Source organism: Streptomyces sp. NPDC042002 (assembly GCF_055588305.1).
This window is the reverse complement of the sequence record NZ_JBVJCT010000012.1, coordinates 145,319-168,629: the sequence shown is the minus strand read 5'-3', so window position 1 is coordinate 168,629 and position 23,311 is coordinate 145,319. Positions and strand designations below refer to the sequence as shown.

20 protein-coding genes are annotated in these 23,311 nt (G+C 71.7%); 7 read left to right on the top strand and 13 right to left on the bottom strand.

The window, feature by feature from the left end; all coding sequences use genetic code 11:
- Window positions 1-51: 51 nt before the first annotated feature.
- Together ACZ6KY_RS20060 and ACZ6KY_RS20055 are read right to left on the bottom strand one after the other, a co-directional pair.
- Window positions 52-2,472, bottom strand: coding sequence for a tetratricopeptide repeat protein (locus ACZ6KY_RS20060; protein WP_469311614.1), 2,421 nt, complete (start codon window positions 2,470-2,472; stop codon window positions 52-54).
- Between the two features lie 103 nt (window positions 2,473-2,575).
- Window positions 2,576-5,170 carry a bifunctional FO biosynthesis protein CofGH gene (locus ACZ6KY_RS20055; RefSeq protein ID WP_469311613.1) on the bottom strand — a complete coding sequence of 865 codons (2,595 nt, stop codon included), beginning with the start codon at window positions 5,168-5,170 and terminating at the stop codon, window positions 2,576-2,578.
- A gap of 197 nt (window positions 5,171-5,367) precedes the next feature.
- Between ACZ6KY_RS20055 and ACZ6KY_RS20050 the strand changes: the two genes are divergently transcribed.
- The gene (locus tag ACZ6KY_RS20050; protein ID WP_469311682.1) at window positions 5,368-6,882 is read left to right on the top strand and encodes a CehA/McbA family metallohydrolase; all 1,515 of its coding nucleotides are present in this window, start codon (window positions 5,368-5,370) and stop codon (window positions 6,880-6,882) included.
- Between the two features lie 118 nt (window positions 6,883-7,000).
- Here the strand turns inward: ACZ6KY_RS20050 and ACZ6KY_RS20045 are convergent, their stop codons facing one another.
- Complete coding sequence (locus tag ACZ6KY_RS20045; protein ID WP_469311612.1) at window positions 7,001-7,879, bottom strand: calcium-binding protein; 879 nt, start codon at window positions 7,877-7,879, stop codon at window positions 7,001-7,003.
- Window positions 7,880-8,272: 393 nt separating this feature from the next.
- Here ACZ6KY_RS20045 and ACZ6KY_RS20040 point away from each other — a divergent pair, with 393 nt between their 5' ends.
- A complete protein-coding gene (locus ACZ6KY_RS20040; RefSeq protein WP_469311611.1) occupies window positions 8,273-8,482 on the top strand; it encodes a DUF397 domain-containing protein in 210 nt (69 codons plus the stop codon).
- Between the two features lie 6 nt (window positions 8,483-8,488).
- On the opposite strand, the gene ACZ6KY_RS20035 is transcribed toward ACZ6KY_RS20040, so the two are convergent.
- Window positions 8,489-9,325, bottom strand: coding sequence for an endonuclease/exonuclease/phosphatase family protein (locus tag ACZ6KY_RS20035; RefSeq protein WP_469311610.1), 837 nt, complete (start codon window positions 9,323-9,325; stop codon window positions 8,489-8,491).
- A gap of 92 nt (window positions 9,326-9,417) precedes the next feature.
- Here ACZ6KY_RS20035 and ACZ6KY_RS20030 point away from each other — a divergent pair, with 92 nt between their 5' ends.
- Complete coding sequence (locus ACZ6KY_RS20030; protein ID WP_469311609.1) at window positions 9,418-9,813, top strand: nitroreductase/quinone reductase family protein; 396 nt, start codon at window positions 9,418-9,420, stop codon at window positions 9,811-9,813.
- A 350-nt stretch (window positions 9,814-10,163) separates the two neighbouring features.
- A complete protein-coding gene (locus tag ACZ6KY_RS20025) occupies window positions 10,164-10,916 on the top strand; it encodes a DUF4232 domain-containing protein (protein WP_469311608.1) in 753 nt (250 codons plus the stop codon).
- A gap of 26 nt (window positions 10,917-10,942) precedes the next feature.
- Here ACZ6KY_RS20025 and ACZ6KY_RS20020 read toward each other — a convergent pair whose 3' ends face one another.
- Window positions 10,943-11,698 (bottom strand): TetR/AcrR family transcriptional regulator, encoded by a 756-nt coding sequence (locus ACZ6KY_RS20020; RefSeq protein ID WP_469311607.1) that lies wholly within the window; start codon window positions 11,696-11,698, stop codon window positions 10,943-10,945.
- A gap of 46 nt (window positions 11,699-11,744) precedes the next feature.
- The gene (locus ACZ6KY_RS20015) at window positions 11,745-12,503 is read right to left on the bottom strand and encodes an SDR family oxidoreductase (protein WP_469311606.1); all 759 of its coding nucleotides are present in this window, start codon (window positions 12,501-12,503) and stop codon (window positions 11,745-11,747) included.
- Between the two features lie 178 nt (window positions 12,504-12,681).
- Between ACZ6KY_RS20015 and ACZ6KY_RS20010 the strand changes: the two genes are divergently transcribed.
- The 3 genes from ACZ6KY_RS20010 (at window position 12,682) to ACZ6KY_RS20000 (ending at window position 13,854) form a co-directional block, all read left to right on the top strand.
- Window positions 12,682-12,912: a hypothetical protein gene (locus ACZ6KY_RS20010; RefSeq protein ID WP_469311605.1), complete on the top strand. Its 231-nt coding sequence runs from the start codon at window positions 12,682-12,684 to the stop codon at window positions 12,910-12,912.
- Complete coding sequence (locus tag ACZ6KY_RS20005; RefSeq protein WP_469311604.1) at window positions 12,909-13,208, top strand: type II toxin-antitoxin system PemK/MazF family toxin; 300 nt, start codon at window positions 12,909-12,911, stop codon at window positions 13,206-13,208. The genes ACZ6KY_RS20010 and ACZ6KY_RS20005 overlap by 4 nt, the downstream gene beginning before the upstream one ends.
- Before the next feature lie 106 nt (window positions 13,209-13,314).
- Complete coding sequence (locus tag ACZ6KY_RS20000) at window positions 13,315-13,854, top strand: GNAT family N-acetyltransferase (RefSeq protein WP_469311603.1); 540 nt, start codon at window positions 13,315-13,317, stop codon at window positions 13,852-13,854.
- Between the two features lie 81 nt (window positions 13,855-13,935).
- Here the strand turns inward: ACZ6KY_RS20000 and ACZ6KY_RS19995 are convergent, their stop codons facing one another.
- The 7 genes from ACZ6KY_RS19995 to ACZ6KY_RS19965 all read right to left on the bottom strand — a co-directional run bounded on the left by ACZ6KY_RS19995 (window position 13,936) and on the right by ACZ6KY_RS19965 (window position 23,196).
- On the bottom strand, window positions 13,936-15,414 hold the full coding sequence (locus ACZ6KY_RS19995; protein WP_469311602.1) for an aldehyde dehydrogenase family protein: 1,479 nt from the start codon (window positions 15,412-15,414) through the stop codon (window positions 13,936-13,938).
- Window positions 15,411-17,141: an N-acyl-D-amino-acid deacylase family protein gene (locus tag ACZ6KY_RS19990; protein ID WP_469311601.1), complete on the bottom strand. Its 1,731-nt coding sequence runs from the start codon at window positions 17,139-17,141 to the stop codon at window positions 15,411-15,413. The genes ACZ6KY_RS19995 and ACZ6KY_RS19990 overlap by 4 nt, the downstream gene beginning before the upstream one ends.
- A 14-nt stretch (window positions 17,142-17,155) precedes the next feature.
- The gene (locus ACZ6KY_RS19985) at window positions 17,156-18,274 is read right to left on the bottom strand and encodes an LLM class flavin-dependent oxidoreductase (protein ID WP_469311600.1); all 1,119 of its coding nucleotides are present in this window, start codon (window positions 18,272-18,274) and stop codon (window positions 17,156-17,158) included.
- A gap of 130 nt (window positions 18,275-18,404) precedes the next feature.
- Complete coding sequence (locus ACZ6KY_RS19980) at window positions 18,405-19,181, bottom strand: SDR family NAD(P)-dependent oxidoreductase (protein WP_469311599.1); 777 nt, start codon at window positions 19,179-19,181, stop codon at window positions 18,405-18,407.
- Window positions 19,182-19,192: 11 nt separating this feature from the next.
- Entirely contained in the window at window positions 19,193-20,134 is a 942-nt protein-coding gene (locus ACZ6KY_RS19975; RefSeq protein WP_469311598.1) for an LLM class F420-dependent oxidoreductase, read from the bottom strand.
- Window positions 20,135-20,292: 158 nt separating this feature from the next.
- Window positions 20,293-21,795, bottom strand: coding sequence for a VCBS repeat-containing protein (locus ACZ6KY_RS19970; protein WP_469311597.1), 1,503 nt, complete (start codon window positions 21,793-21,795; stop codon window positions 20,293-20,295).
- Window positions 21,796-21,924: 129 nt separating this feature from the next.
- Complete coding sequence (locus tag ACZ6KY_RS19965) at window positions 21,925-23,196, bottom strand: amidohydrolase family protein (protein WP_469311596.1); 1,272 nt, start codon at window positions 23,194-23,196, stop codon at window positions 21,925-21,927.
- Between the last annotated feature and the right edge of the window lie 115 nt (window positions 23,197-23,311).

Below are 23,311 nucleotides of genomic sequence, written 5' to 3'. Positions count from 1 at the left end.
CTGACTCACCGGCGCGCCCGGTCCTCGGCCGTCACGGCAGCGGCCCCCGCGCTATCGCGTCCCGCCGCCCGGCCCGGTCCGTGCGGCGCGGGCCAGGATCTCCGGACGTCGGCTCCGCGCCCACTCGTACTCGGGCCGGAGTTCCAGGGCCCGGTCCAGGTCCGCGAGGGCGTCCTCGTGGCGGCCCAGTCTGCTGCGGGACAGGGCGCGGCCCGCGTACGCCGACGCGTACTCCGGGTCGAGTTCCACGGCCCGGTCGTAGTCGGCCAGGGCCTGCGGGTGACGGCCCGCCACGCGCAGGGCGTCCCCCCGCTCGCAGGCACCCCACGCCCAGTCCGGCTGGAGGGCGACGGCCCGGTCGAGGTCCGCCATCTGCCGGGCGTCCTCCCCGAGAGCCCGCCACACCCTGGCGCGGCGGGCCAGCGCCCATCCGTAGTCCGGTTTGAGTTCCAGCGCCCGGCCCAGATCGGCGAGGGCCTCGTCGAGCTCGCCCCGGCTCAGCCGGGTGGCGCCCCGGGAGGCCCAGGCGAAGTCCCGGGCGGGATCGAGCGCGATCCCCCGGTCCAGGTCGGCGAGGGCCGCGTCGTAGGCGCCGAGGGCCCGGTGGTACTCGCCCCGGACGGCGAACGACCGGCCGTCGTCCGGGTCCAGGACCAGTGCCCGGTCCAGGTCGGCGATCCCGGCCGGGTAGTCGCCCGACTCGGCCCGGGTCATGCCCCGGCTGCGATAGGCGCGCGCCAGCCCGGGATCGAGCCCGATCGCCCGGTCGAACTCCGTGATCGCCCGCTCGTACGCCCCGCCGTGCCGCAGGACGCTGCCGCGCACCGACCGGGCGAACGCCTCGGCGGGCGCGTCGAACCCGGCGCGGTTCAGCAACAGCTCCAGGGCCGCGGCCTGTCCGCCCTCTTCCAGCGCCTGCGCCAGATCGCTCCCCCACCGGGCCGGCGCCTCCGCGTCGGCGTCCCGCCCCGCTTCGGCCAGCGCCTGCGCCCACTGCCGGGAGGGAACGTCACCCGTGTCGCAGGCGTCCACCGTGTCGCGCAGCACCAGCGGCAACGCGGTCCGCGGTCCCGCGCAGAGCAGGTGGTACGACTCGGCGAGCCGCAGTCCCCGCCACTCGTCGTCCGCCCACAACGCGTCGCCGTCCCGTCCGCCTTCGGTCTCCCGCCGCCATCGGCCGAAGGTCTCGGCGAGCCGGTTGTGCCGTTCGGTCCAGCCGCGCGGCGAGCGGAGCCGCTGCGAGCGGAGCATCGGCGCCCGTACGACGTCGTGGTACTGGATCCCGCCTCCGCGTTCGGTGACGAAGGGCAGCCCGCGCAGCCAGTCGAACAGGGCGTCGGCCTCCTCGTCCGGGCGGTCCGCCGCCGCCCGGAAGACATCGGCGTCAAGACGCCGGGGGAACGCGCAGTTCAGGGCGACGGCCCGGTGCACCGGGTCGTGTTCCCACCTGAGGAAGCGGTCGACGGCCGTCGCGCTCGGGTCGCCGACGTCGTCCGGATCGGCCGGGCGCGTCTCGGCGAGCGTCGAGACGAGGACCGGCAGCCGCCCGGTGAGTCGCAGGATCTCCTCGACGACCGGCTCCGCCACCACGCCCCTGCCCGCGAGCACCTGCCGCGCCTCCTCCTCCGTGAACGGCAGCAGCGGCAGCTCGGTCACGGAGTCGCCGCAGCTTCCCCAGCGGTGGCGGTCCAGCGGGTTCCGGCCCGCGGTCACGACCACGACGTTCGCGGGCATGGCGCCGTGGTCCTCCAGGGCCATCGTCGCGTGCAGCCAGGCGTCGAGGAAGAGACCGGTCCGCTCGTACGTGTCGAAGAACAGGACCTGGCGCGGGAACCGGGCGGTGGCCCTGGTCAGTTCCTCCAGCAGGACCGGCGTGAGCGCGAGTTCGGGCGACAGGACGAGCCGCACGTCGTCCCGGCTGCGCAGGTGCGCGCCGAGTCCGGCCCGCATCCGGTCGGCCGCGCCCGCGAGCTGGCCCGGGTCGACGGCTCCGGCGAACGGGCCGATGCCGGGCACCATGCCGATTCCCACGAGGCCCGCCCGTGCCAGGGCCGTGCCGGCGGCGGAGGGCTCCCCCGGCGGGGACTCCGGCATCACCGAGTCGGCCTCGCGGCGCCGCTCGCGATGCCTGGCGAGCAGCCGTTCCAGATCCTTGAACCGGCGCCCCTGGCGGGCGAACTGCGCGCAGATCGCCTCCATCGCCTCGGGCACACTGCCGGTGCTCTCGTCGACGTACGCGGTGAGCGCCCCGGCCTCCCGGGCGAGCTGCTCCAACTCCCTTACGAGAAAGGTCTTTCCGACCCCCGCGTTCCCGTGCACATGAAACAGGAACCGGCGCCCCGGGTCCTGCGGCGGCACGTCGAAGTTCCCGACGAACGCCGCCCGTTCGGCCCCCCGCCCCACGAACGCGAGCCGCCTGCGCGCCTCGATCAGCTCCTGCATCGACGGCACCGACGACCGCACCCCAGGCATCCGCCACCTTCTCCGATCCCCCGGCGCACCGCGCTCCGGCCTCACCAGTCTGGCTCAACTCACCTGAAAAGAAAGGCGAGTAGGTCCGGTGCGCCGACGTCGGTTACTCCAGCACCGGCAACAGTTCCGGCAGGTGTCCGTCCGAGGCCGCCGCCGCCCGTTGGCGCTCTTCCGGGACCTCGCCGTAGACGGTGGTGCGGGGTTTGGCGGGGCGGCCGGCGGCCTCGGCTACCGCGATCAGCTCCTTGACGGACTTGTAGGAGCCGTAACTGGAGCCCGCCATGCGGGAGATGGTCTCCTCCATCAGGGTGCCGCCGAGGTCGTTGGCGCCGGAGCGGAGCATTTCGGCGGCGCCCTCCGTGCCCAGCTTCACCCAGCTCGTCTGGATGTTGGGGATGTGCGGGTGCAGCAGGAGGCGGGCCATCGCCATGACCGCGCGGTTGTCGCGGGTCGTCGGGCCGGGGCGGGCGATGCCGGCCAGGTAGACGGGGGCGTTGGTGTGGATGAAGGGGAGGGTCACGAACTCCGTGAAGCCGCCGGTCTGCTGCTGGATGCGGGAGAGCGTGCGGAAGTGGCCGAGCCAGTGCCGGGGCTGGTCGACATGGCCGTACATCATGGTGGAGGACGAGCGGATGCCGAGTTCGTGGGCCGTCGTGACGACCTCGATCCAGGTCGCCGCGGGCAGTTTGCCCTTCGTCAGGACCCAGCGCACCTCGTCGTCCAGGATCTCCGCGGCGGTGCCGGGGATGGTGTCCAGGCCCGCTTCCTTGGCGGCGGTCAGCCACTCGCGGATGGACAGGCCGGTGCGGGTCGCGCCGTTCACCACCTCCATCGGGGAGAAGGCGTGGACGTGCATGCCGGGGACCCGTTCCTTGACCGCCTTCGCGATGTCGAAATAGGCGGTGCCGGGCAGGTCCGGGTGGATGCCGCCCTGCATGCACACCTCGACGGCGCCGAGGTCCCAGGCCTGGGCGGCGCGGTCCGCGACCTGGTCCAGGGAGAGCGTGTACGCGTCGGCGTCGGTGCGGCGCTGGGCGAAGGCGCAGAAACGGCAGCCGGTGTAACAGACGTTGGTGAAGTTGATGTTGCGGGTGACGATGTAGGTGACGTCGTCGCCGACCGCCGCCCTGCGGACGTCGTCGGCGATCCGGCAGAGGGCGTCGAGGGCCGGGCCGTCGGCGTGCAGCAGCGCGAGGGCCTCGTCGTCGGTCAGCTTCGTGGGGTCGTCGGCCGCGGTCGCCAGTGCGGCCCGTACGTCCGTGTCGATCCGGGACGGCACCATCCCGGGGGCCGCGGCCTCGCGCAGTGCCTCCCAGTCGCCGTACACCGCGTCGAAGTCGTCGCGGCGGTCGCCGGTGCGGCCCTCGGTGTCGATGGTGTGGTGCAGGTCGGTGCGCCCCGAGGACGTGAAGGCCTCCTCGGGCTCCTGCCACGGGTGGCCCTCCACGACCGCGTCCGGGAGCGCGAGGCCCGTCTCCGGGTCCGCCAGGGCCCGTACGTGCGGCAGCAGGCGCGGGTCCAGCCAGGGCTCGCCGCGCTGCACGAACTCCGGGTAGACACACAGGCGTTCACGGAGTTCGAAGCCCGCCTCGGCCGACCGCTCGCGCAGCAGCTCGATCTGCGGCCAGGGGCGCTCGGGGTTGACGTGGTCGATGGTCAGCGGCGAGACCCCGCCCCAGTCGTCGATCCCGGCGCCGATCAGCCGCCCGTACTCGCTGTCGACCAGGTTGGGCGGCGCCTGGAGGCAGGCGGCCGGGCCCATGATGTGCCGGGCGACGGCGACGGTGGCGATCAGCTCGTCCAGCTCCGCGTCCGGCATCCCGCGCATCGCGGTGTCCGGCTTGGCGCGGAAGTTCTGGATGATCAGTTCCTGGATGCCGTGGTAGGCGCGGGAGATCCGGCGCAGCGCGAACAGGGAGTCGGCGCGCTCCTCGTACGTCTCGCCGATGCCGATGAGCAGTCCGCTGGTGAAGGGGACGGAGGAGCGGCCCGCGTCCTCCAGGACCCGCAGCCGGACGGCGGGCTCCTTGTCCGGGGAGCCGTGGTGGGGGCCGCCGGGCTCGGACCACAGCCGGGTCGCGGTCGTCTCCAGCATCATGCCCATCGACGGGGCGACCGGCTTCAGCCGCTGGAAGTCGGTCCACGACATGACACCCGGGTTGAGGTGCGGCAGCAGGCCGGTCTCCTCCAGGATGCGGATCGAGATGGCCCGTACGTACGCGATCGTGTCGTCGTAGCCGTGCGCGTCCAGCCACTCGCGGGCCTCGGGCCAGCGGTCCTCCGGCTTGTCGCCGAGGGTGATCAGGGCTTCCTTGCAGCCGAGTTCGGCGCCCCGGCGGGCGATGTCGAGGACCTCGTCCGGGGACATGAACATCCCGTGGCCGGCCCGGCGCAGCTTGCCGGGGACGGTGACGAAGGTGCAGTAGTGGCACTTGTCGCGGCACAGCCGGGTCAGCGGGATGAAGACGCTCTTGGAGTACGTGATGACACCGGGCCGGCCCGCCGCCTCCAGGCCCGCGTCCCGCACCCGCGCGGCGGAGGCGGCCAGGTCGTCGAGGTCCGCGCCGCGGGCCTGGAGCAGCACCGCCGCCTCGGTCACGTCGAGCGCGACGCCGTCCCGCGCGCGCCTCAGCGCACGCCGCAGGGAGTTCGCCGTCGGCCCGGATCCGGGAGTCGCGCCCGTAGCGGAGGTCGTCATCCTTCGAGCATACGGTCGAGGTGATCAGGTATCGCCGGGCCTGACCCCTTTCGGGCCGCGCGGCTTCTGTCGGTCTCCCCGAAAGCCGCCGATTCCCCGGGCGTGCACCTCCGTTCACAGCGTGCTCCCACAGTGGTCCGTGGCACTTCGCATCACTCATGTCACTGACACGCTCGACCACCCCCGGGAGCAGCGGTATGTGCGAGGACGACCACGGCATCGGCAGACGCGCTTTGTTCGTGACGGGAGCGGCGGCCGCGCTTACGTTGGGAAGCGTGACCTTCCCCAGCGGCGCGGACGCGGAAGCGGCGGACGACCAGGAGACGAGGACGGTGCGGGGGACCCTCCCCACCGGCTCCCCCGACTTCGTGTACCTCCCGGTCGAAGTACCGGCCGGGGTCGCGGAGATCAAGGTCTCCTACACGTACGAGAGGCCGTCCGTCCCGGCCGGCACCGCGGGCAACGCCCTGGACATCGGCATCTTCGACGAGCACGGCACCGAGCTGGGCGGCCGGGGCTTCAGGGGCTGGTCGGGTGGCGCGCGCACGGAGTTCTTCATCCGCTCCGACGACGCGACCCCCGGTTACATCCGCGGCCCGGTCCGCCCCGGCACCTGGCACATCGCGCTCGGCCCGTACACGGTGGCGCCGCGGGGGCTGACGTACGAGGTCACCGTCACGCTGACGTACGGGAAGGGGGTCCCGGCCCCGGAGCCGGTGTACCCGCCCTCGCGCGCCAAGGGCCGCGGCCGTGCCTGGTACCGCGGCGACTGCCATCTGCACTCCTGGTACTCGGACGGCCGCCGCACCCCCGCCGAGATCGCGGCGCTGGCGCGGGCCGCGGGCCTGGACTTCATCAACTCCTCGGACCACAACACGCACGCCTCGCACCCGTACTGGTCGGACCAGGCGGGCGACGATCTGCTGATCATGCTGGGCGAGGAGATCACCACCCGCAACGGGCACGTGCTGGCGCTCGGCACGGACCCCGGCACGTTCGTCGACTGGCGCTACCGGGCCCGCGACAACCGGTTCGGCCGGTTCGCGCGCCGTATCCGCGGTGCCGGCGGGCTCGTCGTTCCCGCGCATCCGCACGCCACCTGCGTCGGCTGCGGCTGGAAGTTCGGCTTCGGGGAGGCGGACGCGGTCGAGGTGTGGAACGGTCCGTACACCCCCGACGACGAGGTCACGCTCGCCGACTGGGACAACATGCTGGTCGCCTCCGTGCGCGGAGGCCACGGCTGGCTCCCGGCGATGGGCAACAGCGACGCGCACCGCGACCCCGACCAGGTGGGCAGCCCGCAGACGGTCGTCCTCGCCGACGACCTGACCCGCGAGGCCATCCAGGACGGCATCCGCGCGGGCCGCTCCTACGTCGCCGAGTCGAAGCTGGTCTCCCTCTCCTTCTCGGTGTCCGGCGCAAAGGGCGAACACGCGGGCATCGGGGAGCGGTTGAGGGTCGCCCCGGACAGCCCGGTCACCGTCCGCCTGGAGGCCACCGGCGCCCCGCGCTGCACGGTCCGCTTCGTCACCGACGAAGGCCTGCTGTTCACCAGCGACCCGCTGCCGGTCGCCGGCTCCGGCACGGTGGAGTGGCGTACGACGGCACAGTACGCGGCGTACGTACGGGCGGAGCTGCGCCACGAGACGGCGGCGGGGCCGGTCCCGGGGGCGCTGGCGGCGTTCACGAATCCGGTCTTCCTGGGGGCGTAGCCCGAGGGGCGTGAGGGGGACCGTGCTCCCTCACGCCCACTTCCTGGCGGCCCCTGAGTTCTCGTTGATCTGGGGCCGGCTCCGGTTCTGGGCCTGGCTCTGGCTCTGGCTCTTGTTTCTAGTTCTGGTAGACCTTGTCGGTGCCCGCGCCGCCGGAGAGCTTGTCCGTGCCCGTGCCGCCGTGCAGCAGGTCGTTGCCGCTGTTGCCGTAGATCGTGTCGCTGCCGCTGCCGCCGTAGATCGTGTCGTTGCCCTTGCCGCCGGAGATCCTGTCGTTGCCGCTGTCGCCGTACAGCTTGTCGTTGCCGTTGCCGCCGTCGACGACATCGGCACCGGCACCGCCGTGGATGACGTCGTCGCCGTCCTCCCCGAACAAGCCGTTCGAGTCCTGCCCCGAGGCCTTGCCGGTGAGACTGTCGTTGCCCGGACCGCCGCTGCACCCGGTGTCGCAGTTGGTCATCGTGTCGTTGCCCGCCCCGCCGAACGAGCCCTCGCCGTACAGGCCCCCACCGCCGTCGATGCGGTCGTTGCCGTCGTCTCCGAACAGCACGGCGCCGGAGTCGCCCTTGATGACGTCGTTGCCCTTGCCGCCGTAGACCGTGGCCAACGCGCCGGTGACCGTCGCGGTGTCGTTGCCGTCACCGAGGTCGGCGCCGTATCGGTCCGAGTCGTCGGCGTCCACCGTGCACTCGGCGACCTTGTGGTTGGTCGCCGACGGGTATCTGCACACGTTCGTGGAGATGGTGATGTCGAACTTGTCGCGGAAGGTGATAACGACGTCGTCACCGTACGCCGAGGGGTCGAGGTCGACGTATTTCGCGGTGACCGTCAGGTTGTTGGCCTGTCCGGCGCCGGCTGAGTACCAGACAGCGCCGCCGGAGGCCGTGAGCGAGGCCGAACTCGCCGTGGCCGCCTGGGCGGTGGACACCGAGAACAGGCTTCCGCCGAGGGCGAGAGCGAGAGCGGCTGTGGCGGGAATTGTCCTTAACGTGCGCATGCGGAAATAACCCTTCGCGGAATCAGTGATGATCAGGCCCGACGAAGAAAGGCGCCGGTGAATTCGCCGTCATCGATGCCACCGTCGTCACGGTGGTCAGCGATCGGTGATCGGTGATCGAGTCGCGTGCCCCGCATCTATGTGCGGGGCTGTTGTTGTTTCTGGTTCGCGTGTTTGGACACCGCACCCCGGGTGGGGGTTGTAGCGGAATTCCACTCAGTTCTCGCAGGCAAGCTTGATTTCCCTGCCATTTACCGGCCGGACACCGGCATGCGGCCTTCTCTTCGGCTCACCGGGCCCCCGCCCCGCCCCTGCACTCCGCCCACAGCTCAGTCACGCGGACTCACAAGGCTTCATCCACAACATCGCCCGGCGCTTGTGAAGGGATCCGAAATGCCCGCCACGACCTGGCAGAAGTCGTCCTACTGCGCTCAGGGCGAGGCCTGTCTGCACGTCACCGCGACCGCCACCGCCACCGCCACCGCCACCGCGGAAACGGTCCACCTCACCGAAAGCTCCGACCCCGCCCACTCCATACTCTCGACCACCCCGGCCGCCTTCGACGCCCTTCTGCGAGCGCTCAAGAGAAACAACCGCTGCTGAAGGACCTCAGGTCGTGTCCTGACCGCCCGGCGGGAAGGACAGGTCGGCCACGACGGCCGCGTGGTCCGAGGGCCACGACCCGTCGACCGGCCCGTCCCCTGCCCGCCGTACGGACCGGACGTGCCCGAGGCCGCCGGGGCCGGGCGGGCCGACGTGGACGTAGTCGATGCGCGCGGCGGGACTGTGCGGGCCGACGTGGGCGTTCGCCGGGTCCCAGGTGGCCCAGGGTGCCGTCGGGTCGGCGTACTCCCAGGCGTCGAGGAAGACCTGTCCGGGAACCGCGGGGGACGTCTTGTATCCCCCGAACAACCGGATCTCGTCGGAGTCCGGCCAGGCGTTGAAGTCGCCCGTGACGACCGGGGGGAAGTCGGTTCCGCTCCGGTGCGCGGCGACGAACTCCGCGAGGGCGGTGACCTGTTCGCGGCGTACGCCCGAGGCGTGGACGGCCGAGGTGAGGTGGGTGGTGAAGAAGGGCACCTCGTGGGTGGGCGTGGCCAGGCGGGCGTGAAGGGCGAGCCGTCCGTCGTACAGCTCTTCGGGGGCAGGCAGCCGCAGCACCTCCCGCGCCACCACCGGCCAGCGGCTCAGCACGGCGTTGCCGACGTCGACCGTGGTGTCCCCGATCCGCCGCTGCCAGCGGTCCGAGGCATCGGAAGCCGCCCAGGTCCAGTGCATTCCGAGCTCGTCCGCGAGCCACCCGGCGAGATTATGGCCGCCGCACTCCCAGACCTCCTGCAACCCGACGACGTCGGGCCGCAGTTCGCGCAGCACCGCCAGGATGGCTTTCTGCCGCTCCTCCCAGGGCCCGAACCGCCACCAGAGGTTCCAGGTCACAACCCGCATCCGCAGCCACCTGCTCCTGTCGCGCGACATCGGGGACCATTGAAACAACTCCCTCGTGCCACACACCAGCCCGGACAGGAGTCCCACGGACCATGGCCCGTCTCACCGACCTCAGGTTCCGCACCACGACCGCCTTCCAGCGGCACCTCGTCAACCCGCTCGCGCGCCGGATGCCGTTCCAGACGCTCCTGGAGACCACCGGCCGTGTCTCCGGCCTGCCCCGGCGCACCCCGCTCGGCGGCCGCCGCGTCGGTGACGCCTTCTGGCTGGTCTCGGAGTTCGGGGACCGTTCGCAGTACGTACGCAACATCCAGGCGGACCCGAGGGTGCGGGTGCGGCTCCGCGGCCGCTGGCACGAGGGCACGGCGCACCTCCTCCCGGACGACGACCCGGTGGCCCGGCTGCGCACCCTGCCCCGGGGCAACAGCGCGGCGGTACGGCTGATCGGTACGGGGCTGCTGACGGTGCGGGTGGACCTGCGCGGCTGAGGGGCGGCCGGGGGGCCTCGCATCCCGCACGCGTCCCAGGCTTCCGCGTTTCCGCAGCTCATCTGGGGTGGGATGGTCCCACCGTCCCAGGATGGCAGCGGCTGTTGTCCCAGGCCCACAAGGAATCCCATGCTGTGGCTGTCGCACCGGCTGAGCAGGTCGTCCGCTCGGCAGCGCCGACACCCCGGCCCGCCCGCCCACGGGGGACACCCATGTCCTCATGCGCTCAGGACGGGCGGATGTCCAGGGCGGATGTCCAGGGCGGATGTCCAGGGCGGATTCCCAGAGTGGGGGCCCGGCCGCCGGCGCGTGCGACCTCCATACGGATCGGAAAAGGAAACGGGGACACCATGAACACGCCTGCCCGCAGGAACCACAAGAGCCCGAGCAACTGGAAGTCCTGTGCCCTCGGGGCCGCGGCGGCCGCGGCGCTGCTCGCGACCACGGCGTGCGGTCCGGCCGCGGCCGAAGGTTCGGACAACTCCAAGTCCTCGGCCCAGCCGAGTGCGACGGCTTCGGCGAAGCCGGGCGGTGCTTCGGGCAACACGGGCGGCGACGGGGCCGGGAGCGGTGGCAGCACGGGCAGCGGTGGGGGCACGAGCAGCGCCGGCGGTACGAGCGGTGGCACCACGGGCGGTGGTGGCAGCACCGGCGGTGGTGGCGAGGAGACGATCGCCGCGTGCTCCCAGACGCAGCTCGGGGTGTCCGCGGTGAAGGAGCGGGACGCCAGGCACCTCGTCCTCACCGTCCAGAACGCCGGCACCAGGAAGTGCGACCTCTACCGCTACCCGCTCGTGCGGCTTGGTGACGGCACCCGGAACACGCCCGTGATCAAGGACAGCGACCCGGACCCGGGCGTGCCCGTCACCCTCGCCCCTGGCCAGGAGGCATACGCCGCTCTGCTCGTCGCCGGCGGCGCCAGGGACGAGTACGAGGCGAAGCACATCACCCTCACCCTTCAGGGCAGCACACCCGGCAGCAGCGCGGGCAAGCCGATCGACGTCCCCATGCCCGTCAGCACGCTCCACGCGGACGACGGTCAGCTCGTCACCTACTGGACGACCGCTTCCGGCTACGCCCTGGACTTCATCATGTCGAAGTGACGGAGTGACGGGCCCCGGCCGGGACCTCAAGCCGTGTTGGACAGGCGGTCCAGCCACTCGGTGAACAAGGCCGTCTCGGCGGAGGTGAAGGCGGGGCTCGGGTTCTGCCTGAGCAGCGCGCCGAGGCGGGTCGCGGCGGCGGGGACGCCGGGGGCGCTGGAAGCCGCCGGAGCGCCGGGGGCGGTCACGTCCGGGGTGAAGACCACCGCGTGCACCGCGTCCCGTACGCGACGCGACAGGGTCTCGTCGGAGAACGTCGCCGGACGCGAGACCAGCATCAGGCAGACGCCGACATTCGACGACATGATCATCTGTGCGGCGAGTTCGGGGGCGAGCCGCAGCTTGCCCTGTTCGGCGGCTCGGCGCAGGTCGGCGGTGAGGATCCGGTGGGCCTCCAGGGCCGCGGCCGGCGGGGTGCGCATCGCCGGGGAGTTCATCAGGCGGTAGAGGTTCGGGTTCCGCAGGGCGAACTCGGTGTGGCCGTCCCAGCCGTCGCGCAGGTCCTGGACCGGGTCCGTGCCGGGGTGGCGCTCCCGCTTGGCCGCCAGGTAGCGCTCCCAGCCGTGGTCGACGACGGCCGACAGCAGGCCTTCCTTGTCGCCGAAGTGACGGTAGAGCGCCGGGGCACCGACCCCGGCGGCCTCGCACACGGCCCGGGTCGAGACATCCCCGTCAGGGGACCGGGCGACCAGCTCGGCGGCCACGGCGAGGATGCGCGCCTTGGTCCCCACGGGGGCGTCGCCTGCGGGGTCGGCCTCGCCGGGGTTCGTGCTGTCGCTCATCGCGGAGTTCCTGACGGCGTCGGGGCGGCGGATGAAGAGAACGAGGTCAGGCGATGCCGCCGTTGGCGCGCAGGACCTGGCCGTTGACCCAGCGGCCACCGGGGCCCGCGAGGAAGGCGACGACCGAGGCGATGTCCTCGGGGGTGCCCAGGCGCTCCAGGGGCGGCTGGGCGGCCATCCGGGCGATGGTCTCCTCGTCCTTGCCGTCCAGGAAGAGGGCGGTGGCGGTCGGGCCGGGGGCCACGGCGTTGACGGTGATGTCCCGGCCGCGCATCTCGCGGGCGAGGATCATGGTCATGGCCTCGACGGCGCCCTTGGTGGCGGCGTACGCGGTGTAGCCGGGGATGGCGAGGGCCAGCACGGAGCTGGAGAAGTTGATGATCGCGCCGCCCGCGCGCAGCCGGCGCGCGGCCTGCTGGTCGACGACGAACGTGCCGCGGATGTTGGTGCGGTGCATCCGGTCCAGGGCGTCGAGGTCGAGGTCGACGAGCGGGGCCAGGGTCATGACACCGGCCGCGTGGACGACGACGTCGACGCCGCCGAAGGCCTTCTCGGCCGCGTCGAAGAGGGCGGCGACCTCCGCCTCCTCGGCGACGTCGGCGCGGAAGGCGACGGCCTGGCCGCCCGCCTCGCTGATCGCGGCGACGGCCTTGCCGGCCTCGGCCTCGTTGCCCGCGTAGTTCACGACGACGGCGTATCCCTCACCGGCCAGCCGCTCGGCGCTCTCGCGGCCGATACCGCGGGAACCGCCGGTGACAACGGCCACTCGGCGGGACGCTTCCGACGTGCTGGAGTGCTCGGTCATGGCGATGCTCCTCAATGCGGCATGTGGCGGGGTAGTGGTGTTCACCATCCGATAAGAGCAACGCTAACGTCAATGTGTTAGCAACGCTACCCACACCGGCGCTCGACCCGGAATCCGGTCAGGACGATCCCGCCGACGCGCTCCCGTACCACCATCACATTCGACGTATGATGTCGGCATGACGATCAATATGACGATGAGCCTGCCCGACGAAGTGGCCGCCTTCGTGAAGGCCAAGGGGAACGCCTCCGCGTACACCGCGCGGATACTGCGTCGGCAGATGCTCGCCGAGGAACTGGAGAAGTCCGCACGGATGCGGGCCGAGGCGGGCATAGTGATCACCGCTGCGGAGCCCGCCGAGAGCGAGGACGACACACTGGAGCGCTGGGCGCGGGTGGCCGGCAGGTGAAGCGCGGCCACGTCTACGAGCTCTCGTTCGCCGGAGGTCCCGCGCACGTCCTGGTGATCTCCTCCGACGACCTCAACGCGCAGAACAAGATGGCCACTTGCGTACTCGTCTACCCCCAGCAGGTACGTGAAGCGACCCTTGTCGACATCCCGGTCGGCGCCCCTTCCTCGGGCACCGTCGTACTCGGCGAGTTCCGCACCCTCGCGGCCGCGCGCTTCACCGACGGCCTGGGCCCGGTCGACGAACGGGTCATGGAGGCCGTCGAGATCGGCCTCCGAGCCGTTTTCGACCTCTAGTGCTGTGACCGCACCCGGCCCCGTTGGTGAGGACGGGGCCCGGGCCGGTGGCTTGATCGGTCCGCGAGCCTTGATCGCCGCCGAGCCTGCTGATCGGCTGGCCGGCATGACTGAACTCGGACCCGTCGCCTGGCCGCCTGCCCCGATCAGGACCGAGCGGCTCGCGCTCCGCGAGTCCGAGGCCTGGGACCGTGCGGCGTTCATCGAGCTGCTCGCGTCGCCAGAGGTGCACACCTGCCTCGGCGGCCCCCGGCCGCGTGCCGAGCTCGAACGCGAGATGTCCGGGACGCCCGAGCGGTGGCCCGGGAGTTTCGTCGTTGATCTCGACGGGGCGATGATCGGCCAGATCCTGCTCAGGAGAGCACCGGAGCACGGTCGCCCGGCTGCCGCGGGGAAGGTCGATCTCGGCTGCCTGTTCCTGCCGCGGGCGTGGGGATTCGGGTACGCCGCCGAGGCGTGCGCGGCAGCACTCGGCTGGCTCGCCGACGCGCTTCGCGGCGAACCGGTGGTGCTCCACACCCAGACCGCCAACGTCGGCTCGATGCGCCTCGCGGCGAAGCTGGGGTTCACCGAGGTGGAGCGGTTCGAGGCCTGGGGCGCCGAGCAGTGGCTCGGCATGTGGTCCCCGGTCACGCCGTCCGACTGAGCTCGTGCCCGACAGCGAGGATCCGCAGCTCGACAGCACTGCCTGCGGTCAAAGCACTGGGGACCGCCGAACCGAAGCGGCTCACCCCGGCCACACGATCGCCTGCACCTCGCTGTACGCGTGCAGGGCGTACGAGCCCACGTCCCGGCCGACGCCGCTCCTCTTGAAGCCGCCGAAGGGGGCCTCCATGTTGCGGCCGACGGTGTTGACGCCGACGCCGCCCGCGCGCAGCCGGCGGGCGACGCGGAAGGCGCGGGCCACGTCACCGGACCAGACGTAGTCGATCAGGCCGTACTCGGAGTCGTTGGCGAGGGTGATCGCCTCCTCCTCGTCGTCGAAGGGCAGGACGACGACGACCGGGCCGAAGATCTCCTCCCGGACGACCCTCATGTCCGGTGTGCAGTCGGCGAGAAGGGTCGGCGCGACATAGAACCCGCTGGGCAGGGAGGGCCGTTCGCCGCCCGTCACCACCCGCGCGCCTTCCTTGCGCCCGAGTTCGACATAGGACTCGACGCGGTCACGGTGGGCCGCCGAGATGACCGGGCCGACCACCGTGCCCTTCTCGCGCGGGTCACCGACCTTCAAGTGGCCAGCGTAGGCGGCCAGTTGCTGGACGAGCAGGTCGTGCACGCCCCGCTGCACCAGCACCCGCGTCGGCGCCGTGCAGATCTGCCCGCTGTAGAAGGAGAAGGTCGTGCCGATGCCCGACACCGCCGAGGCCAGATCCGCGTCGTCGAAGACGATCGCCGCGCCCTTGCCGCCCAGTTCCATCAGCTGGCGCTTCATCCCGCGCCCGCACACCTCGGCGATCCGCTGCCCGACCGCCGTCGAGCCGGTGAAACTGACCATGTCGACGTCCGGGGAGTCGACCGCGGCCTCGCCGGACTCCGCCGTCGAGCCGCTGACCACGTTGACCACGCCCGGCGGCACGCCCGCCGCCTGAAGCGCCTCGGCCATCCGGTACACGGAGAGCGGGTCCTGCGGGGCGGGCTTCACCACCACGGTGTTGCCCATCGCGAGCGCGGGGGCGATCTTGCCGGCCGGGTTGGCCCAGGGGTTGTTGTACGAGGTGATGCAGGTGACCACGCCGACGGGCTGGCGTACGGCGAGCGCGCCCATCACGGCCGCCCCGCCGAACGGGCCCGCCTCGTTGATCTGCGGCGGCAGCGGGCTCTCGACCGGCTCGGGCCGCGCGTAGCGCCGGAAGCGGGCCACCCCGACCCCGACCTGCATGCCCCGGGCCGTCCCGGTGGTGGCGCCGCTCTCCGCCTGCGCGAGGGCGGCGTACGGCACGAAGTCGCGCTGGATGAGGTCCGCCGCGCGGGCGAGGACGGCGGCCCGCTCCTCGGCGGAGGTGCGCGACCACGGGCCGAAGGCCTCGCGGGCCGCTGCCGCCGCCGCGCGCACCTGGGCCCGTGAGGCCTCGGGGGCGAGCCCGACGACCCCCTCGGTCGCCGGGTCGGTCACCTCGTAGAACCCGTTGTCGGGCGGCACCCACGATCCGCCGATGAACAGCCGCTGCTCGGCCACCCCGGGGGCCTTCCCGTCGGCGCCGGTCACCGGGTGCTCACCGTCCGGGTGTCGCGGCCCGACCGCAGCACCTTCCCCGGTACGGCGCCGGTCACCACGTCCTCCCGGATCGACTCGACCCCGTTGACCCACACGGCGTTCACCCCGATCGCCCGGGAGTCGAGGCGCGGGCTGTCACCCGGCAGGTCGTGCACCAGGGTGGCCTTGCCGGCGTCGATCCGCTCCGGGTCGAAGAGCACCAGGTCCGCATGGAAGCCCTCCGCTATCCGCCCGCGTTCCCTCAGTCCGAAGAGCCGCGCCGGGTCGTCCGTGAGCATCTTCACGGCCGCCTCCAGCGTCGCCAGTTTCCGCCCGCGCAGACAGTCCCCGAGGAACCGGGTGGTGTACGGGGCTCCGCACATGCGGTCCAGATGGGCGCCCGCGTCGGAGCCGCCGAGCAGGACGTCCTGGTGCCGCCAGGTCTCGGCGCGCAGCGTCCAGGAGTCCGGGTCGTTGTCGGTGGGCATGGGCCACAGGACCGTCCGCAGTTCGTCGGCCGCGCAGATCTCCACCAGGCACGCGAAGGGCTCCTGGCCGCGCTCGGCGGCGATGTCGCGCACCACGCGCCCGGTCAGGCCCTCGTTCGCGGCGCTGTAGGTGTCGCCGATGACGTACCGGCCGAAGTCGGCGAGCCGCCGGAAGACGCCCGCCTCCTTGCTCTGGGCGCGGCGCAGCATCTCGGCGCGGACCTGGGGGTCGCCGAGCTTCGCGACGCGCTCGGGGACGGGCAGCCCGAGGACCGGTCCCCAGCCGGGGATCAGGTTCAGGGCGCAGAAGGTGCCGAGCGACATGTTCATGGGGGTCAGGATCGGCATGGTGAGCGCGACGACCCGGCCGCCGGACTTGCGGGCGCGTTCGCTCGCCTCCAACTGGCGGGGGACGCGCTCGGGGACGGCCGCGTCGATCGTCAGGACGTTCCAGTTGAGCGGCCGGCCGGCCGCCGCGCTCATCTCGACGAACAGATCGATCTCGGCGTCGCTGAACTGGTCCAGGCAGCCGGCCACGATCGCCTCGATCTGGGTGCCCTCGTGCTCCCCCACGGCCTGGGCGAGGGCGAGCAGTTCGGCCGGTTCGGCGTGCCGGGAGGCGACCGGCCTGCCGTCGCCGTCGGAGTGGGTGGAGGACTGGGTGGTGGACAGGCCCCAGGCACCGGCGTCCATGGCCTCGTGGAACAGCCGGAGCATGGCGTCGAGTTGCTCCCGCGTCGGCTGTCCGCCGACCGCGTCGGGGCCCATCACGTACCGGCGCAGCGCGCAATGGCCCACCATGAAGCCCGCGTTGACGGCGATCCGTCCCTCCAGGGCGTCGAGGTAGTCCCCGAAGCTGTGCCAGTTCCAGGGCGCGCCCTCCTCCAGGGCGACCAGGGACATGCCCTCGACCTTGGACAGCATGCGGCGGGTGTAGTCGGCGTCCTCGGGGCGGCCGGGGTTCAGCGGGGCCAGCGTGAACCCGCAGTTGCCGCCCGCGACCGTGGTGACGCCGTGGTTGAGGGACGGGGTGGCGTACGGGTCCCAGAAGAGCTGGGCGTCGTAGTGGGTGTGCGGGTCCACGAAGCCGGGTGCGAGGACGAGCCCGTGCGCGTCCTCGCTCGTCCGGGACGGCTCGGTGACCGTGCCGAGCGCGGCGATACGGCCGTCCCGAAGCCCCACGTCCGCGGTGTACGCGGGCGCGCCCGTCCCGTCCACGACGGTCGCGCCCTTGATCAGGTGGTCGAGCATCGCGGAAGCACCCCCTAGACGGCTTGGCGGAACCGGGTCGTACGGTGCACCGGGTCCGTGTCGATCTTCGGAATGACGTGCTCGCCGATCAGCCGGATCGTCTGGAGCGTCTCCTCCTTGGCGACCCCGACGGGCAGTCCGAAGCTGAGCTGGTCGGCACCGGCCTGCTCCCAGCGCTTGCACTGGGTGAGCACCTCGCCGGGGTCTCCGCAGATCAACAGCTCTTCCTCGATGAGGAGTTCGACGAACTCCGCGTTGTACTCGGGAAGCGTCTCGGGCCAGACGGGGAAGCCCTCGGGGCGCGGGAAGGTGTCGTGGTACCGGAAGACGAGGGAGGGCAGGTAGTGCAGCCCGCCGCCGACCGCGATCCGGATCGCCTCGTCGTGGGTGGGCGCGCAGATGGCGGTGGTGGTCACCATGACGTTGTCGTTGACGAAGTCCCCGATGGGTTCGGCGTTCACGACGGCGGTCTTGTACTGCTCCAGGACCCACTCCATGTCGGAGACCTTCTGGACGCTGAAGCCCAGCACTCCGAGGCCCTTGCGGGCGGCCATGGAGTACGAGGGCGGCGACCCGGCGGCGTACCACATCGCGGGGTGCGACTTCCCGTACGGCTTCGGCAGGATCTTGCGCGGCGGGAGCGACCAGTGCTTGCCCTGGAAGCCGACGTACTCGTCCTGGAGCCACATCTTCGGGAACTCCGCGATGGTCTCTTCCCAGATCTCCTTGGTGAAGTTCATGTCGGTGATGCCGGGGAGGAAGCCGAGGATCTCGTGCGAGCCGGCGCCGCGTCCGGACCCGAACTCGAAGCGGTTCCCGGTGAGATGGTCGAGCATGGCGACCTTCTCGGCGACCTTCACCGGGTGGTTGACCTGGGCGAGCGGGTTGAAGATGCCGGAGCCGAGGTGGATGCGGTCGGTGGCGTGCGCCAGATAGCCGAGGTAGACGTCGTTGGCCGAGAGGTGCGAGTACTCCTCCAGGAAGTGGTGCTCGGACGCCCAGGCGTACTTGAAACCGGACTTGTCCGCCTGGATGACGTACTCGGTCTCCTCCATCAGCGCCTTGTGCTCCGCGAGCGGATCGGTCTCGGCCCGCTTGCCCACGTATCCCTGTACAAAGAGCCCGAATTCCAAGGAGGTTCACCGTCCCCATCCAGTTATCTGACGTACCGTCAGATTCTTTGAGCCGACTGTTCCACCGCGCGCATGGACCGTCAATAGCTGATACGGCGTCAGAAGGCGCGCCGATCTGGTGGACTCGCCGTCAGAGGACACTCACGCCCGCGAGCCAGCCGCCGTCGATCACGAACGGCTGCCCGGTGATGTACGAGGAGTCCTCACCGGTCAGGAACAGGGCCAGCCTGGCCACCTCCTCCGGGCGCCCGATCCGGCCGAGCGGCACCAGCTTGCGGTACAGCTCGTCGAGCGCTTCCGAAGCCTCCTCGGTGTTCGCGCCCGGGTCGAGCTGCGCCGGGTTGCTCATCGCCGTGTCGACGGCCCCCGGGCAGACGGCGTTGACGCGGATCTTCTTGGCCGCGAGTTCGAGCGCCGCCACCCGGGTGAGGCCGACGATGGCGTGCTTGGTCGCCGCGTACGCGCCCACGTACGCCATGCCCGTGAGCCCGGTGTACGAGGCCGTGTTCACGATCGTGCCGCCGCCCGCCGCCGCGAGTTCGGGCGCGAGGGTCTTGATCCCGAGGAACACCCCGACCTGGTTGACCTGCACGACCCGCATGAACTCGGCCAGCGGGGTGTCGACCAGTTCGTTGAAGCGCAGGATGCCGGCGTTGTTGACCAGCCCGTCGATCCGCCCGTACGCGCCCTTCGCCGAGGCGACCGCCGCCGTCCAGTCGCCCTCCTGGCTCACGTCCAGATGGACGTAGTGCGCGCCGATCTCCTTCGCCAGCTCCTCCCCCTGGTCGTCGAGCACATCCGCGACGACCACCCGCGCGCCCTCTTCCACGAAGAGCCGCGCCTCCTGCTCGCCCTGCCCGCGCGCCGCTCCGGTGATGAGGACGACCCGCCCGTCCAGCTTGCCCATGACCTGACTCCCTAGTTGAGGTGGGGCGCGACGTCCGCGCCGAACGCCGTGATCTGGTCGAGGAGTTCGGCGCGGCTCCGGCTGCGGAACCGCACCTGTACCTGGTGCACGCCCATCGCGCCGTACTCCCGCAGCGACTCGGCCAGCGCCTCGGGCGGCCCGCTCAGCGTGCGGCGCCCGACCTCCCAGCCGGGCTCACCGACGTACAGCGGCTCGGTGATGGCGCCGATCGTCAGGGGTTCCTCGATGCCCGCCTCGGCGCGCAGGCCCGTGAGACGGGCGATCTGGCCCGGCAGCCGGTCGCGCGGATCGCCCTGCGGCAGCCAGCCGTCGCCGCGCAGCGCGGCCCGCCGGACGGCGGCGGGCGAGGACCCGCCCACCCAGACGGGGACCCGTTCCTGGGCGGGCCTCGGCCGCTGCCCGAGCCCTTCGAAGTCGTACGTCTTGCCGTGGTGGACGGGGAACTCGTCCGGCCCGAGCGCGGCGCGCAGCGCGTCGATCGTCTCGTCGAGGACGGCCCCCCGGCGCGCGAAGTCGGCCCCGACCGCCTCGAACTCCTCCTGTACGTGCCCGGCGCCCACTCCGAGGATCAGACGGCCGCCCGAGAGATGGTCGAGGGTCGCGTACTGCTTGGCCGTGACGAGCGGATGCCTGAGCCCGACGATCGCGACATGGCTGAGCAGCCGTACCCGCTCGGTCACGCCCGCGAGATAGGCGAGCGTGGCGACCGGGTCGTACCAGGTGGTGCCCATGGCGTCCGCGAGCCGGCGCGGGATGGCGACGTGGTCGCAGCTCGCGACATAGGCGAATCCGGCGCGGTCGGCGGCGCGGGCGATCTCGACGAGGTCGACGGGGCCCGCGTCCGCCTCCCAGGGCTCCGCGTAGATGGTGCTCTGGGACTGGACGGGGAGCTGGATGCCGTAGGAGAGGCGTTCCTCGGACGGGACGAGCATGACGACCCCCTTGCCTGACTGACGATCGCCCGACTGACGGTCCGTCAGATCGAACGGGACTCGCACATAGTCGTCGCTGACGCCATGCCAGACAAGGGGCAGCCCCGGCGGAACATGTCCGCCGGGGCTGTTGTCCGGGAGAGGACCCGTGGGGTGGGTCAGCGGGCGAAGCCGTGGCCGAACCAGGCGTCGGTGACGGGCGCGCCGACGTCGGCGGGCCCGAAGGCGACCGAGCCGGAGGCGGTCGGGCCGGTGCTGGTGGAGCGGAAGGCCCAGACGGCGCCGGTGGAGGTGTTCTCGCCGTACGCGGAGACGTACAGCTCGGCACGGCCGTCGTGGTTGGTGTCGGCCAGCGCGGTGTATCCGCCGAACAGGTCGCCCTTCTCGGCGGTACCGGGTACACCCGTGGTGTTCTGGTTGAAGGACACGGCGCCGCTGCCGGTGAGACCGGACGCTCCGCCGCGCAGCACGGCCACGCCGCCCGCCGAGGCGACCGTGCCGATGGCCTCCCCCGGGGAGCCGACGGCCACGTCCGCGTAGCCGTCGCCGTTGGTGTCCCCGACGGAGACGCCCAGGCCGAAGTCGTCGCCCTTCTCGGACACGCCGGGCACGCCTGCCGTGTCCTGGTTGATCACCGTCGTACGGGAGGTGTCGGGCCCGCTCGCCGAGCCGTACACCACGCCGACCTGCCCGCCGAGGCGCGCCGGCTCGACGGATTCCTCACCGCCGGCGCCGACGGGGCGCCCGATGACGAGGTCGGCGTATCCGTCCTTGTTCACGTCACCGATGCCGAGGCTGGAGCCGCCCGGCACCAGGGTGCCGTCGGTCCGGCTCAGTTCGACCGGGGCGCTCAGCCCCTGCCGGGTGCCGTGGAGGTATTCGACGCGGTAGCCGACGCCCGGCCCCTCCTCGTCGTAGGTGTGGATGAGTCCGACGAGGTCGGTGATGCCGTCGTGGTCGACGTCCCCGGCGGCGACGTCGTCGATGTCGTAGCCGATGTCGGTGTCGTAGTCGGTGTCGAAGGCGAGGTTCCCGGTCGCCGCGGCACCGGCGGTGCGGGTGAACGGACCGGACAGCAGGTGGTTGTCCGCGGCCACGTCGAGGTGACCGTCGCCGTTGAAGTCGCCGACGGTGGCGTTCCTGGGCCTGACCTGGTCGAGCATGGAGCCGGTCGCCACGACCTTGCCGCCGGACAGCCCCGTCTTCCCGCCCCAGACGACGGTCAGGGTGCCCGCCTGCTGCACGGACCCGACGTCCTCGCCGGGGGCGCCGACGACCAGGTCCGTGTACCCGTCGCCGTCCAGGTCACCGAGGGACAGGCCCCAGCCGAACCAGTCGCCGGTCTCGGCGGCGCCGGGTATGCCGGCCGTGTTCTGGCTGATGACCTGCCGGTGCTTGGTGTCCAGCCCCTGCGAGGAGCCGTACACGACGCTCACGTACCCCGCGCCGGCGTACCCCGCGCCGTTGGCCCCGCCGATCCTTCCCCAGGGGGCGGCGACGGCGAGGTCCGCGTACCCGTCGCCGTTGAAGTCGGCACGCACGCTCGTCGCCCCGGCGCTCGCCGTGCCGGCCGCGTGCGCGCTCACCGGGCCGATGACGGCTCCGGCGACGGCCACGGCGGCCACGAGTCCGAGGCGGGAACGGAACTTGCGTCTTCTCATGTGAAACCCAACTCCTGCGGTGAAAGGGCGGCTGCCCGGCGGAGGAGTCAAGATCTTCACTCCGCTGCCGGTACGACTCCCGTGCAGGTGGAAGGGTTGTCCTGGAAGACGGCGGGAGTTCGGGAACCGTCAACCGGCGCCGCCCCCGGGCCACAGTCCGCCCTCCGTCAGTCCCAGCAGCTCGATCGCGTTCCCCCGCACGATCCGTTCGACGACGTCCGGGGCCAGGTGCCCCATCTGGGCCTCGCCGACCTCCTTCGACTTCGGCCAGGTCGAGTCGGAGTGCGGGTAGTCGGTCTCGTAGAGGACGTTGCCGACGCCGATCGCGTCGAGGTTCCTCAAGCCGAACGCGTCGTCGAAGAAGCAGCCGTACACGTGCTCGGTGAAGAGCTCGGACGGCGGCCGGTGGACCTTGTCGGCGACCCCGCCCCAGGCGCGGTTCTCCTCCCACACCACGTCGGCGCGTTCCAGGATGTAGGGGATCCAGCCGATCTGGCCCTCCGCGTACATCACCTTCAGGTTCGGGAAGCGCTCGAACTTGCCGCTCATCAGCCAGTCGACCATCGAGAAGCAGCAGTTGGCGAAGGTGATCGTGGAGCCGACCGCGGGCGGCGCGTCGGCCGAGGTCGACGGCATCCTGCTGCTGGAGCCGATGTGCATGGCGATGACGGTGCCCGTCTCGTCGCACGCGGCGAGGAAGGGGTCCCAGTCGTCGGTGTGCACGGACGGGAGCCCCAGGTGCGGCGGGATCTCGGAGAAGGCCACCGCGCGTACGCCACGGGCGGCATTGCGCCGTACCTCGTCCGCCGCAAGCCGGGCGTCCCAGAGCGGTACGAGCGTCAGCGGTATCAGGCGGCCCTGGGCCTGGGGCCCGCACCACTCCTCCACCATCCAGTCGTTGTAGGCCCGCACTCCGAGAAGGCCCAGCTCACGGTCGGTCGCCTCGGTGAACGTCTGCCCGCAGAAACGGGGGAAGGTGGGGAAACAGAGGGCGGACTGGACATGGTTGACGTCCATGTCGGCCAGGCGTCGCGGTACGTCGTACGAGCCGGGGCGCATCTGCTCGTACGTGATGATCTCCAGCTTGATCTCGTCGCGGGCGTAGCCGACGGCCGTGTCGAGGCGGGTGAGGGGCCGGTGCAGGTCTTCGTAGACCCACCAGTCCCCGACCGGGCCGTCGTCGCCCGGTGCGCCCATCACGGGGGCGAACTTCCCGCCCAGGAAGGTCATTTCCTTCAGGGGCGCGCGGACGATGCGGGGGCCGGTGTCCTGGTACTTCGCGGGCAGCCGGTCCCGCCAGACACCGGGGGGTTCGACCGTGTGGTCGTCCACCGAGATGATCCTCGGGAAGGCGGTCCCGGCGTCCGCCGAGGGGCTCTGCGCGGTTTCCGTGGTCTCCATACCGGCCACGGTAGCGCCGATCTGACGACCCGTCAGCAATCTGTCGGCCCTCCGTCGGCTCTCCGTCGGCCGATACGGTCGGCGGTAGCGGACGCACGAATTCAGGCGGATGCGT